This is a genomic window from Xanthomonas sp. NCPPB 2250, from assembly GCF_056725265.1.
Window position 1 is genome coordinate 4,229,768 of record NZ_CM161520.1, and the last position, 11,916, is coordinate 4,241,683.

Genomic DNA, 11,916 nt, shown 5'->3' on the forward strand with positions numbered 1-11,916 from the left:
CGGGCCGTAAAATGGGGCCCTGAATGGCCAGCAGCTTATCGCAAGCAACTGAACAGATGACGTTGTGGGTGCTCGGATTGAACCACCAGACCGCGCCGGTCGACCTGCGCGAACGGGTGGCATTCGCCGGCGACGCATTGCCGCGCGCGCTGCAATCGCTGCGCGGGCTGCCCGACGTCGCCGAGGCGGCGCTGCTGTCCACCTGCAACCGCACCGAGCTGTACGCCATCGCCGGCGATGCGCAACATCTGGCCGACTGGCTGGATTCGCATGCCGCCGGCCTGCACGGCTATCTGTACCAGCATCAGGACGCGGACGCGGTGCGGCACCTGTTCCGGGTCGCCACCGGGCTGGACTCGATGGTGCTGGGCGAACCGCAGATCCTCGGCCAGGTGAAGGACGCCTGGTCGCTGGCGCGCGAGCACGGGGCGATGGGCAGCCGCCTGGACCGGCTGTTCCAGCAGACCTTCTCGGTGGCCAAGCGCGCGCGCACCGATACCCGGGTCGGCGCCAATCCGGTTTCGGTCGCCTCCACCGCGGTGCGCCTGGCGCAGAGCTCCTTCGCCCGGCTCAGCGAATCCACCGTGCTGCTGGTCGGCGCCGGCGAGACCATCGAGCTGGCCGCCAAGCATCTCAGCGAAGGCCGCGTGCGGCGCCTGCTGATCGCCAACCGCACCCTTGCCCACGCGCAGGAATTGGCCAGCCGCCACGGCGGCGTGGCGCTGCCGCTGAGCGAGCTGGAGCGCCACCTGCACGAGGCCGACGTGGTGTTCTCGGCCACCGCCGCGCGCGAGCCGGTGGTGACGCGGGCACAGGTCGAGCAGGCGCTGCGCGCGCGCAAGCACAAGCCGATGCTGCTGTTCGACCTGGCGGTGCCGCGCGACATCGAGGCCGGCGTGGCCGACCTGGCCGACGCCTACCTGTACACCGTCGACGACCTGGAGCGCGCGGTCGAGGACAACCGCCGCGGCCGCCGCGAGGCCGCCGAGGCGGCCGAGGCGATCATCGACCTGCAGGTCGTGCGCTACATGGAGGCGCTGCAGGCCAGCACCCGCCAGGCGCCGCTCAAGCGCCTGCGCGCGCACGGCGACAGCACCCGCGACGACGTGCTGGCCAAGGCGCGGCAGCAGTTGGCGCACGGCAAGCCTGCCGACGAGGTGCTGGAATTCCTCGCCAACACCCTGACCAACCGCCTGCTGCATCCGCCCACAGCCGCGCTGCGCGAGGCGGCGCTGCGCGGCGACGCCGACCTGGCCCGCGCCGCCGAGCGCCTGTTCCCGGAGAAGCCGGGCTATTTCCACCCCATTCTGAAGACCGATGACACCGACCCTGCGCCGTAAGCTGGAGGCGCTGGCCGAGCGTCGCGAAGAACTCGAACGCCTGCTGTCCGACCCCGAGGTGGTGAGCGACAACACCCGCTTCCGCGACTACTCGCGCGAGTTCGCGCAACTGGAGCCGGTCGCCGCCGCGCTGGCCGCCGAGGCCGCGGCCAAGGCCGACCTGGCCTCGGCCGAGGCGATGCGCGCCGATCCGGAACTGCGCGAACTGGCCGAGGAGGAAATCGCCGCCGCGCAGGCGCGCCTGGCCGAACTGGACGCGGAACTGGCGCTGCTGCTGGTGCCGCGCGATCCTCGTGACGACGGCAACCTGTTCCTGGAAGTGCGTGCCGGCACCGGCGGCGACGAGGCGGCGATCTTCGCCGGCGACCTGTTCCGCATGTATGCGCGCTATGCCGAGCGCCAGGGCTGGAAGGTGGAAGTGGAATCGGACAGCCCCGGCGAGCACGGCGGCTACAAGGAGGTCGTGGCGCGCATCGTCGGCCGCGGCGCCTACTCCAAACTCAAGTTCGAATCCGGCACGCACCGCGTGCAACGCGTGCCGGCGACCGAGTCGCAGGGCCGCATCCACACCTCCGCGGCGACGGTGGCGATCATTCCCGAGGCCGACGACGTGGAGGAGATCACGATCAACCCGGCCGACCTGAAGATCGACACCTTCCGCTCCTCCGGCGCCGGCGGCCAGCACGTCAACAAGACCGAGTCGGCGATCCGCATCACCCACGTGCCCAGCGGCGTGGTGGTGGAGTGCCAGACCGAGCGCAGCCAGCACGCCAACCGCGACAAGGCGCTGAAGCGGCTCAAGGCGCAGTTGCTGGAGGCCGAGCGCAGCAAGCAGGCTGCGGCCGAGGCGCAGGACCGCAAGCTGCAGGTCGGCAGCGGCGACCGCAGCCAGCGCATCCGCACCTACAACTTCCCGCAGGGCCGCATCACCGACCACCGCGTCGAGGGCCTGACGCTGTACGACCTGCCGAACGTGATCGAGGGCGACCTGGATGCGCTGATCGGACGGCTGAGCCACGAGCATCAGGTCGACGAACTGGCGCGCCTGAGCGACAGCCCGTGAGCGTGCGCGTGCGCCAGGCCGATGCGCACGACCTGCCGGCGCTGGCAGTGCTGTTCGACGCCTACCGGCAGTTCTACGGGCAGGCGCCGGATGCGGCGACCGCGCACGCGTTCCTGGCTGCGCGCCTGGCCAATGCCGAGTCGGTCGTGCTGCTGGCCGAGCGCGATGCGCAGGCCGCCGGCTTCGTGCAGTTGTATCCGTCCTTCTCTTCGGTGCGGGCGGCGCGGCTGTGGATCCTCAACGACCTGTACGTCGCCCCGGCGCACCGCCGCCATGGCGTGGCGCAGGCGCTGCTGCACGCCGCCGAGCGCCATGCCGCGGACGATGGCGCGGCGCGCATCGTGCTGGAGACGGCGCAGGACAATCTCGCCGCGCAAGCCCTGTACCGCGCCTGCGGCTGGCAGCAGGACCTGGGCGCGCAGCACTACGTCAAGGCGCTGGTGCCGTGAGCGTGCACCGCCCGCGATCGGTCGCGGCCGCCACGGCCGCATGAACGGCGGCGGCGCCGACGAACGCCTGCAACTGCAGGCCGCGGTGCGGCGCGATCCGCAGGATTTCCTGGCCTGGGTGATGCTCGCCGATGCCGAACTCGGCGCCGGCGCGGTGGCGGCCGGCGAACAGGCCGCCGTGCGCGCGCTGCAGTTGCGCCCGGGGCATCCGGAGGCGCTGGCGCGGCTGGGCCGGGTGCGCTGGACCCAGGGCCGTCATGCCGAAGCCGCGCAGGCATTGCGCGAGGCACTTCGGCAAGCGCCGCAGCACCCGGGCATCGCGGTGTGGCTGGGCCACGCCCTGGAAGACAATGGCGAGGCCGAAGCCGCGGCACAGGCCTATGCGCATGCGCACGCCTTGCTGCCGCAGGAACCGTCGATCGCCGCCTATCTGCTGAACTGGCGCCGCAAACTGTGCGACTGGCGCGGACTGGACGCGCTGTCGCAGCAGGTGCGCAGCGCGGTACGGCAAGGACACCCGGCGATCGAACCGTTCGCCTTTCTCAACGAGGACGCGGGCGCGGACGAACAACTGCGCTGCGCACGCAACCGTGCCCAGGCGCTGGCGCGCTCCCTCGCACCACTGCCCGCTGCGCAGGTGCGTGGCGATGGCCCGCTGCGCGTCGGCTTCCTGTCCAACGGCTTCGGCGCGCATCCGACCGGCCTGCTGACCGTCGCCCTGTTCGAGCACTTGCGCGCGCATGCGGACCTGCAGGTGCACCTGTTCGCGCTCAACGGCGACGACCGCAGCGCGCTCCGCGCGCGGCTGCAGGCGGCTGCACATGCCTGGCACGACGTGGCCGGGCAGCCGCATCGGCAGATCGCCCAGCGCATCCGCGATACCGGCATCGACCTGCTGTTCGATCTGCGCGGCTGGGGCGGCGGCGGCACGCCGGAAGTGCTGGCACTGCGCCCGGCGCCGGTGCAGGTGAACTGGCTGGCCTACCCCGGCACTTCCGGCGCCCCCTGGATCGACTACGTGGTCGGCGATGCCTACGCGTTGCCGCCGGCGCTGGCCGCGCACTACAGCGAGCGGGTGCTGCGGCTGCCGCGCGCGTTCCAGCCGTCCGACGACACCCGCCCTATCGGCACCCCGCCCACGCGCCGCGACTGCGGCCTGCCCGAGCACGGCACCGTGTTCTGCTGCTTCAACAACAGCTACAAGCTCGGCCCGCGCAGCATGGCGCGGATGCTGGAGGTGCTGCGGCAGGTGCCGGACAGCGTGCTGTGGCTGCTGTCCGGCCCGGGCCAGGCCGATGACCGGCTGCGTGCCACCGCCACGGCGGCCGGCGTGGCACCGACGCGCCTGCGCTTCATGCCCAAGCTGGCGCACCCGGACTATCTGGCGCGCTACCGACATGCCGACCTGTTCCTGGACACGCATCCGTACAACGCCCACACCACCGCCTCCGATGCCTTGTGGGCCGGCTGCCCGGTGCTGACCTGCCCCGGCAGCACCTTCGCCGCACGCGTGGCCGGCAGCCTCAACCATCACCTCGGCCTGGACGACATGAATGCCGCCGACGACGCAGCGTTCGTCGCCACCGCGGTGCGCCTGGGGCGCGATCCCGCGGCGCTGCAGACGCTGCGCGAGCGGCTGCAGGCGCGGCGCGCGGACAGCGGCCTGTTCGACATGCAAGGCTTCGCCGACGACTTCGCCGCGCTGCTGCGCGACACCGCTTCGCGCCATGGCTGGGACGGCGCGGCCTCGAACTGAGCGATCGCTCACGGATGCGCCACAAGGCCGCGGCGGCACCTCAAGCAACGGACGGCGTGGCGACATATCGCCTGTCAACGTCGCCACCCGCATCACCGCACGTACATCCGCATCGCAGCCTCCCGTCGCCGAGCGCGCTCGCGTCACAGCGCACGCGTGGTGTGGACGACCATCGCTGCAGGTCGCAGCTACGCGTCCAACGGCAGCCTGTGAAGCGCAGGTGCGCAGTCGCCAGCGTGCGAGTCGAGCTACCGAAGCGCTTGACCTCAAGCGAACTTGAGGTCCGACACTGCGCGCACGCTCCTCGTGCAGATCCCGCAATGTCGCTGCCGCTCCCGATTCCGACGCCCGCTCCTCCCGCCCCCGTGCACAGCATGCTGCTCGCCGAATCCCCCCTTCCGGATCGCGCCGCGCTGCTCGACTGCATGCGCGGCCTGTGCGACCACCGGCTGCATGCCCTGACCTGGATGGAATCGCTGGGCGACGCCCCCGACCTGCTGTACGCGCGCTGCTGCTGCGACGCGGCGCCAGCGCTGCATGGACTGCTGCGCGCACGCCTGCCGGCGCTGCGGCGGACGCTGCGGCGCTACCGGCGCATCCGCAGCGGCGTATCCGATCCGCACCGGGCAGCGTCCTGCGTGGTGATGACGCGGGTCCCGACCCGCAATGCAGCGCAGGCGCAGGGCCGCGCCGATACCGCCTTCGCCGCCCTGCAGGATGGCGCGCATGCGCTGCGCGGCCTGATCGCCGCGCACCTGTACCTGTCCGACGACGGCCGCACCCTGCTCGAATGCACCGAGTGGCACAGTGCGGAGGCACAGCGACGCGCCCTGCAGCGCGAACCCGAGCGCCTGCCGCTGGCCGCCGATCGTGCCGCCAGCGTCCGTCGCTTCCGGCCACGTACCGTGGTCCTGCCATGCGACGGCGCGACCCCGGCCCACCTCCACGCCTGAATCGACAGTCGCGCGCCAGCAACGTGCGCGGACGCGACTCCTAGCCCGAGGCCGCGGTTCCAGCGCGCGACCACCACGCCCAGGCGCACGCTTCGGCGGCCCGAAGCGCCCCATTGCCGTCGTCCACGACGACCCGCCAACCCCGCCGTAGCCGCGGCTGAAGCGCCGGGGCGTCCAGGCTGTACGCCGGCCGGGGGAGCCGCTAGGCTGCCGGCATGACCGCCAACGCCGACTTCATTGCCTTGAACCTGTGCGTGCTGACCGTCTCGGACACGCGCACCCTCGACCAGGACAGCTCCGGCGACTACCTGGTCGCCGCGCTCGGCGGCGTCGGCCATCGCCTGCACGCACGGGAACTGCTGCCGGACGACCGTTATCGGATGCGCGCCACGGTCTCGGCCTGGATCGCCGATCCGGAGGTGGACGGCATCCTGGTCACCGGCGGCACCGGCTTCACCGGCCGCGATTCCACGCCCGAGGCGCTGCTGCCGCTGCTGGATAAGCAGATGCCGGGCTTCGGCGAACTGTTCCGCGCGATCAGCGTCGAGGAGATCGGCACCTCCTCGCTGCAGTCGCGCGCCTTCGCCGGCCTGGCCAACGCCACCTTCCTGTTCTGCCTGCCCGGCTCCACCTCGGCCTGCCGCACGGCCTGGGAGCGGATCATCGCTGCGCAGCTGGACGCCCGCACCCGCCCCTGCAATCTGGCCACGCTGCGCCCGCGGCTGAAGGAATGAACTGGACTCCCGCATGCCCCTGGACACCACGTTGCGCCTGCTGGCCAAGGCCAGCGGCATGAGCGCCGCGGACATCGCCGCGGCCATCCCGCGCGCCGGCGCGGCCACGGTCAAGGCCTGGATGGCGGGCGAAAAGCTGCCCGGACGCGCCCAGCTCACCGCCCTGGCACGCACCTTCGGCGTCCCCGCCGGCGCGCTGCTCGGCGAACTGGCCAGCCAACTGGACCCGGCACGCACCCGCGGCGAACACGATCTGCTGCAGGCCTACCGCGCCCTCGACACCCGCCAGCAGGGCGCGCTGCTGGAAGTGGCGCGCAGCATGGCCGGCACCGGTACCCGCAAGCGGAGCAGCAAATGAGCCATCTCAAGCGCAAGCAGTACAAGGCCCTGATGCAGCCGCTGCAACTGGAACTGACCGCGATGGCGCAGGCGGTGCAGCACAGCGGCGAGCGCGTGCTGGTGCTGTTCGAAGGCCGCGACACCGCCGGCAAGGGCGGCGCGATCCAGGCCATCGCCGAACATCTGAACCCGCGCCAGTGCCGCGTGGTCGCCCTGCCCAAGCCGACCGACCGCGAAGCCACGCAATGGTATTTCCAGCGTCACATCGCGCATCTGCCGGCCGCCGGCGAGATCGTGCTGATGGACCGCAGCTGGTACAACCGCGCCGGCGTGGAGCGGGTCATGGGCTACTGCAGCGATGCCGAGTACCACGCCTTCCTGCGCCAGACTCCGCTATTCGAGCAGTTGCTGGTGGACGATGGCATCCGCCTGTTCAAGTACTGGCTGTGCGTGGACCAGGCGCAGCAGGAAAAGCGCTTCGCCGAGCGCCTGCACGACCCGTTGAAGGGCTGGAAGCTGTCGCCGGTGGACCTGAAGTCGCGCAGCCAGTACGCCGACTACACCCGCGCCCGCGAAGCGATGCTGGAAGCCACCCACCGCGACTACGCGCCGTGGACCCTGGTCGACTTCAACGACCAGAAGCGCGGCCGCCTGACCCTGATCCGGCACCTGCTCGACCAACTGCCGGAAACCCGCCTGCACGAACCGGACATGGACCTGCCGCCGCTGAAGCAGAAGCTGCACAAGGAAAAGTTCGGGCTGCTGCAGCCGATTCCGTCGTATGAGGCGGGGAGTGGGGATTAGGGGTTGGGGATTGGGGATTGGGTGAAGCCTGCGGCGCGCAGTCGTCGCCTTGCGACAGCACCTCGCTGGGCGCGTCCACCCACAGCCATTCCAGGGATAGTGCTTCGCGGCTGAAGCCGCTCCTACAGCGAAAGACGCCTGTTTGTTGGTGTACGAGCCGAGACCATCGCAGGAGCGGCTTCAGCCGCGACGAGCGAAGCCATCCCCTCCTCCCGTCGCGCAAGGCGTCGGGACTGAAGTCCCTCCCACAAGGACTGCGCTCCGTTCCGGACGCATCGGATGGAGGTCGGTTTAGCCGCGGCACCATCATCGTCAACCTTCCGGGTCGCGGCTGAAGCCGCTCCTACGGCAATTCGACAGTGATTCGACGGCAATCTGATGGCGACCTGATGGCGCTTCCGCACGCACGGAAGCGCGCCTTCCAATCCCCAATCCCGAATGCCCAATCCCGGGCGGCGGCGGCCACGCCGCCTAGCCCGACACCCTCACCCCGCCGCCTTCCCCTTGCCCTGCCCGGGCGCCGGGCCACCGGCGGCGGCGATCGCGGTTTCGATGTCGTGGGCGGTGACCGGCCCCAGGAACTGCTTGGCGAGCTTGCCATCGGGCGCGATCAGGTAGGTCATCGGCAGGCCGCGCGGGGTGGCGAAGTCGGCCGGCGGCGCATAGGTGTCGACGATGACGATCGGGTAGGCGACCGGGTGCTGCTTCAGGAACGCCTGCATCTCCGCCGGCTCGATGTCCTCGTAGGCCAGGCCCACCACCTCGATGTTGTCGCGCATCACGTGCAAGGCCGACAGTTCCGGCATCTCCTTCAGGCACGGCGCGCACCAGGTGGCCCAGAAGTTCACCACCACCCACTGCCCGCGGTGCGCGGCCAGGTCGTACTCGCGGCCATCCACCGCCTTCATCTTCAGGGTCGGCTCGGGGCGGGTCTCCTGCACCACGGACGGCCCGGCCGCCGGCGCGGCGGGCGCCTCCGGCGCTGCCGGGGCGGGCGGCGCCTTGGGCGCGGTGGACGACGCGGGGGTCGCGGCGCCGTCGGCCGGCTTGGGCGTGGGCTGGCGGTCGCATCCGGCCAGCAAGGCGGCGGCGGCGAACAGCGGGAACAGCAGGCGCATGGCGGTCATGCAAGGTCTCCAATCTCGGTGTAGAGGTCGCCGACGCGACGCTTGAGCACGTCGCGCAACGGCAGGCGCAGTTCGTCCAGCGCGCGGCACGCCGCCTGGCCCAGGGCGTCGTCGCGGCACGGCAGATAGGTCTCGACGACAGGGATGCGCAGCTGGCAATTCTCGTACAGCTCGGCCACCGGCACGTCGCTCAGGTCGCGGGCCAGCATCCAGTCGCCCTGCTCGGTTCGACTGAGCAGGCGGATGCGTTCCAGCTCGCACAGCAGTTCCTGCACCAGCGAATCGGTCAGCATCGGCTCCAGTTCCAGGAGTTGGTCCTCCTGCAGCCCCCTGCCCTGCCTGCGCGCCTGCGCGAAGCGGCCGAGCAGGCGCAGCAGGCCGTAGATCTCATAGCCGGCCGGCAGGCGCATCGAGGCCGGCTGGTAGCGGAAGGCGGCGATCGAAGACGACACCGAGGCGCCGAGCAAAATCGCGATCCAGCTCAGGTAGATCCACAGCAGGAAGATCGGCACGAACGCGACCGTGCCATAGATGCGCTGGTACGACTGGAAGCTGCCCAGGTACAGGCTCAGGCCCCACTTCACCAGTTCCAGCAGCAGCACCGCCAGCAGTGCACCCGGCACCGCATGGCGCAGCTTGACCGTGTGGTGCGGCACCACTCGGTACACCAGGGTGATGCAGACGAATTCGATCAGCACCGGCGCCACGCTCAGCACCACCTGCGCCAGCAGCCGGCCTTCGCTGGTCTTGAACAGCGGCAGCGCGAAGAACCGCGCCGACACCGCCAGCGAGGCCGCGGCCAGCAGCGCGCCCAGGGTCAGCACGGTCCAGTACACCAGGAAGCGGGTCAGCTGCGGCCGCGCCGAGACCACCCGCCAGATCTGGTTGAAGGTCTGCTCGACGCTGTTGAGGGTGATCAGCAGCGAGACCACCAGCGCGATCACGCCGGCGGTGGTCAGTTGTCCGGCGCTGGCCGAGAACTGCCGCAGGTAGGCCTCCACCGAGCGCGCCGCGGCCGGCACGAAGTTGGAGAAGATGTAGTCGCTGAGCTGGTCGCTCCACTTGTCGAACACCGGGAACGCCGACAGCACCCCGAACACCACCACCGCCAGCGGCACCAGCGCGAAGATGGTGGTGTAGGCCAGCGAGGCCGCGGCCTGGAATAGGCGGTCGTCGAGGAAGCGCCGCCACAGGAAGCCGGCGAAGCTGCGCATGCGCGCGCGGTCGCGCAGGCGATCGGCCCAGAGATTGACGGTGTCCAGCGGCTGCATCGGGCAAGGGTACCCGATGCGCATGGACGCCGGCATCGTCGATACTGGCGGTCGTTTCGATCCACGAGAGGGCCGCATGGCCGAGATTCTGGTCCTGTACTACAGCCGTGGCGGCTCGGTGGCGCGCCTGGCGCGGCAGATCGCGCGCGGCGTCGGCGAGGTGCCGGGCATGGCCGCGCGCCTGCGTACCGTGCCGCCGGTGGCGGCGGTCACCCAGACCAGCGCACCGCCGGTGCCCGACAGCGGCGCGCCGTACGTGGACGCCAGCGACCTGCGCGAGTGCGTGGGCCTGGCGCTGGGCAGCCCGACCCGCTTCGGCAACATGGCCGCGCCGGTCAAGCACTTCATCGACGGCCTCGGCGCCGACTGGGCCAGCGGCACGCTGGCCGGCAAGCCGGCGGCGGTGTTCACCTCGACCGCGTCGCTGCACGGCGGCCAGGAAGCCACCCTGCTGTCGATGCACCTGCCGCTGCTGCACCACGGCTGCCTGATCGTCGGCATTCCCTACACCGAACCGCTGCTCAGCAGCACCCGCAGCGGCGGCACGCCGTACGGCGCCAGCCACGTCGCCGGCGCGGAAGACGATCCGCAGCCCAGCGAGGAAGAAGCGCACCTGGCGCGCGCGCTCGGCCGGCGCCTGGCCGACATCGCGCAGCGACTGGCGGCGCCATGAGCGGCGGGCGCCTGCGGGTGGCGCTGGGGGCGACGCTGCTGGCGCTGGCGACACTGTTCGCGGCCTGGTTCCACGACGATCGCCACCGTCTGGCCGCCCTGCTGGTGTTCGCGCTGCCGCCGCTGCTGCTCGCCGTAGGCGTGCTGCGCGGCTCGGCAGTGGCACGATTCTGGAGCGGCGTCGGCGCGCTGCTGTGGTTCAGCCACGGCGTGATGACCGCCTGGAGCCACCCGCCACAGCGTGGCTACGGCTGGGCGGAACTGCTGCTGGCGCTGCTGGTGGTAGGCCTGTCCAGCGCCCCGGGCATCCGCGCACGCTTCGCCCGCCGCCGCGGCGCGGCCGGGCGCGACTGAGCGGCCGCCCCGCCGCGCCCGGTATCATGGACGGCCTGCGCGGCCACGGCCGCGCCCCGACATGCTTCTAGGAACGGCAATGGAAGAGCTCCTGATCGTCACCACCGGCGGCACGATCGACAAGATCTACTTCGACGACAAGTCCGACTACCAGATCGGCGACCCGCAGATCGGCCAGATCCTCAAGGAACTGGGCGTGACCTTCCGCTTCACGGTGATCCCGATCATCCGCAAGGATTCGCTGCACATCACCGACGAAGACCGCGAACTGATCCGCGCCACCATCGCCGCGCAGTCCGCACGCCATGTGCTGATCACCCACGGCACCGACTCGATGGTGCAGACCGGCAAGGTGCTGCAGGCGATCGAGGGCAAGACCATCGTGATGACCGGCGCGCTGAACCCGGCGCGCTTCCGCGGCTCCGACGCCGAGTTCAACATCGGCTGCGCGGTCGGCGCGGTGCAATCGCTGCCGGCCGGCGTCTACATCGCCATGAACGGGCGCATCTGGGACCCGCAGAAGGTGCGCAAGAACGTGGCGGCGAACCGCTTCGAAGCGGCCTGAGCGGCGACGATGTCCAAGGCCACGCGCGCAACCAAGGCGCTGGATGCGGCCGGCATCGTCTACCGGCTGCATCCCTACGACTACGAAGCCGAAGCCGGCGCCAAGGGCCTGCAGGCCGCACAGGCGCTGGGCCTGCCGCCGGAGCGGGTGCTGAAGAGCCTGATGGCCTGGGTCGACACGCGCGCGGTCTGCGTGGTGGTCCCGTCCGACCGCCGCGTGCAGTTGAAGAAACTGGCCGCCGCCGCGGGCGGCAAGGCGGCGCGGATGATGGAGGCCGCCGAGGCCGAGCGCCGCACCGGCTACAAGGTCGGCGGCATCAGTCCGCTGGGCCAGCAGCGGCCGGCGCCGGTGCTGATCGAGCAAACGGCACTGGGCGCAGGCAGCGTCTGGTTCAACGCCGGGCAGCGCGGCCTGCTGCTGGAAATGGAGGCCGCGCAGGTGCTCGACGCGCTGCAGGCGCGTGCCTGCGATCTGTGCGAGTGAGGCGCG

14 protein-coding genes are annotated in these 11,916 nt (G+C 71.0%); 12 read left to right on the forward strand and 2 right to left on the reverse strand.

The features are described 5' to 3' along the window. The first annotated feature begins 56 nt into the window (after positions 1 to 56). From hemA to ppk2, 8 genes are all read left to right on the forward strand, one after another. On the forward strand, positions 57 to 1,340 hold the full coding sequence (gene hemA, locus AC1PMG_RS17165; protein ID WP_481109645.1) for a glutamyl-tRNA reductase: 1,284 nt from the start codon (positions 57 to 59) through the stop codon (positions 1,338 to 1,340). Then, entirely contained in the window at positions 1,318 to 2,403 is a 1,086-nt protein-coding gene (gene prfA, locus AC1PMG_RS17170) for a peptide chain release factor 1 (protein ID WP_481099960.1), read from the forward strand. The genes hemA and prfA overlap by 23 nt, the downstream gene beginning before the upstream one ends. After that, on the forward strand, positions 2,400 to 2,852 hold the full coding sequence (locus AC1PMG_RS17175; protein ID WP_481109646.1) for an N-acetyltransferase family protein: 453 nt from the start codon (positions 2,400 to 2,402) through the stop codon (positions 2,850 to 2,852). Before prfA ends, AC1PMG_RS17175 begins: the two co-directional genes overlap by 4 nt. A gap of 40 nt (positions 2,853 to 2,892) precedes the next feature. Continuing rightward, on the forward strand, positions 2,893 to 4,608 hold the full coding sequence (locus AC1PMG_RS17180; protein WP_481109647.1) for an O-linked N-acetylglucosamine transferase, SPINDLY family protein: 1,716 nt from the start codon (positions 2,893 to 2,895) through the stop codon (positions 4,606 to 4,608). Between the two features lie 320 nt (positions 4,609 to 4,928). Further along, positions 4,929 to 5,561 carry a hypothetical protein gene (locus AC1PMG_RS17185; protein ID WP_481109648.1) on the forward strand — a complete coding sequence of 211 codons (633 nt, stop codon included), beginning with the start codon at positions 4,929 to 4,931 and terminating at the stop codon, positions 5,559 to 5,561. Positions 5,562 to 5,776: 215 nt separating this feature from the next. Next, a complete protein-coding gene (gene moaB, locus AC1PMG_RS17190; RefSeq protein WP_342073860.1) occupies positions 5,777 to 6,295 on the forward strand; it encodes a molybdenum cofactor biosynthesis protein B in 519 nt (172 codons plus the stop codon). 13 nt (positions 6,296 to 6,308) lie between these two features. Beyond that, positions 6,309 to 6,653 (forward strand): helix-turn-helix domain-containing protein, encoded by a 345-nt coding sequence (locus AC1PMG_RS17195; RefSeq protein WP_017911650.1) that lies wholly within the window; start codon positions 6,309 to 6,311, stop codon positions 6,651 to 6,653. Beyond that, positions 6,650 to 7,438 carry a polyphosphate kinase 2 gene (ppk2, locus tag AC1PMG_RS17200; protein WP_481109649.1) on the forward strand — a complete coding sequence of 263 codons (789 nt, stop codon included), beginning with the start codon at positions 6,650 to 6,652 and terminating at the stop codon, positions 7,436 to 7,438. The genes AC1PMG_RS17195 and ppk2 overlap by 4 nt, the downstream gene beginning before the upstream one ends. Before the next feature lie 485 nt (positions 7,439 to 7,923). On the opposite strand, the gene AC1PMG_RS17205 is transcribed toward ppk2, so the two are convergent. Both AC1PMG_RS17205 and AC1PMG_RS17210 read right to left on the reverse strand, forming a co-directional pair. Further along, the gene (locus AC1PMG_RS17205) at positions 7,924 to 8,565 is read right to left on the reverse strand and encodes a TlpA family protein disulfide reductase (protein WP_342073858.1); all 642 of its coding nucleotides are present in this window, start codon (positions 8,563 to 8,565) and stop codon (positions 7,924 to 7,926) included. Continuing rightward, positions 8,562 to 9,836: a YihY family inner membrane protein gene (locus tag AC1PMG_RS17210; protein ID WP_342073924.1), complete on the reverse strand. Its 1,275-nt coding sequence runs from the start codon at positions 9,834 to 9,836 to the stop codon at positions 8,562 to 8,564. Before AC1PMG_RS17210 ends, AC1PMG_RS17205 begins: the two co-directional genes overlap by 4 nt. Positions 9,837 to 9,912: 76 nt before the next feature. Between AC1PMG_RS17210 and wrbA the strand changes: the two genes are divergently transcribed. From wrbA to ybaK, 4 genes are all read left to right on the forward strand, one after another. Continuing rightward, positions 9,913 to 10,509, forward strand: a complete 597-nt coding sequence (gene wrbA, locus AC1PMG_RS17215) for an NAD(P)H:quinone oxidoreductase (RefSeq protein WP_481109650.1) — start codon at positions 9,913 to 9,915, stop codon at positions 10,507 to 10,509. Continuing rightward, the gene (locus AC1PMG_RS17220) at positions 10,506 to 10,862 is read left to right on the forward strand and encodes a DUF2069 domain-containing protein (protein WP_481109651.1); all 357 of its coding nucleotides are present in this window, start codon (positions 10,506 to 10,508) and stop codon (positions 10,860 to 10,862) included. The genes wrbA and AC1PMG_RS17220 overlap by 4 nt, the downstream gene beginning before the upstream one ends. A gap of 79 nt (positions 10,863 to 10,941) precedes the next feature. Then, complete coding sequence (locus tag AC1PMG_RS17225; RefSeq protein ID WP_017909075.1) at positions 10,942 to 11,427, forward strand: asparaginase domain-containing protein; 486 nt, start codon at positions 10,942 to 10,944, stop codon at positions 11,425 to 11,427. A gap of 9 nt (positions 11,428 to 11,436) precedes the next feature. Continuing rightward, complete coding sequence (ybaK, locus tag AC1PMG_RS17230; protein WP_150410381.1) at positions 11,437 to 11,910, forward strand: Cys-tRNA(Pro) deacylase; 474 nt, start codon at positions 11,437 to 11,439, stop codon at positions 11,908 to 11,910. Positions 11,911 to 11,916 lie beyond the last annotated feature (6 nt).

Bases quoted from the DNA above. Each gene is read 5' to 3' on its own strand.
- hemA (WP_481109645.1), top strand. From the start codon at position 57: ATGACGTTGTGGGTGCTCGGATTGAACCACCAGACCGCGCCGGTCGAC.
- prfA (WP_481099960.1), top strand. From the start codon at position 1,318: ATGACACCGACCCTGCGCCGTAAGCTGGAGGCGCTGGCCGAGCGTCGC.
- AC1PMG_RS17180 (WP_481109647.1), top strand. From the start codon at position 2,893: ATGAACGGCGGCGGCGCCGACGAACGCCTGCAACTGCAGGCCGCGGTG.
- AC1PMG_RS17185 (WP_481109648.1), top strand. From the start codon at position 4,929: ATGTCGCTGCCGCTCCCGATTCCGACGCCCGCTCCTCCCGCCCCCGTG.
- moaB (WP_342073860.1), top strand. From the start codon at position 5,777: ATGACCGCCAACGCCGACTTCATTGCCTTGAACCTGTGCGTGCTGACC.
- AC1PMG_RS17195 (WP_017911650.1), top strand. From the start codon at position 6,309: ATGCCCCTGGACACCACGTTGCGCCTGCTGGCCAAGGCCAGCGGCATG.
- ppk2 (WP_481109649.1), top strand. From the start codon at position 6,650: ATGAGCCATCTCAAGCGCAAGCAGTACAAGGCCCTGATGCAGCCGCTG.
- AC1PMG_RS17205 (WP_342073858.1), bottom strand. From the start codon at position 8,565: ATGACCGCCATGCGCCTGCTGTTCCCGCTGTTCGCCGCCGCCGCCTTG.
- AC1PMG_RS17210 (WP_342073924.1), bottom strand. From the start codon at position 9,836: ATGCAGCCGCTGGACACCGTCAATCTCTGGGCCGATCGCCTGCGCGAC.
- wrbA (WP_481109650.1), top strand. From the start codon at position 9,913: ATGGCCGAGATTCTGGTCCTGTACTACAGCCGTGGCGGCTCGGTGGCG.
- AC1PMG_RS17220 (WP_481109651.1), top strand. From the start codon at position 10,506: ATGAGCGGCGGGCGCCTGCGGGTGGCGCTGGGGGCGACGCTGCTGGCG.
- AC1PMG_RS17225 (WP_017909075.1), top strand. From the start codon at position 10,942: ATGGAAGAGCTCCTGATCGTCACCACCGGCGGCACGATCGACAAGATC.
- ybaK (WP_150410381.1), top strand. From the start codon at position 11,437: ATGTCCAAGGCCACGCGCGCAACCAAGGCGCTGGATGCGGCCGGCATC.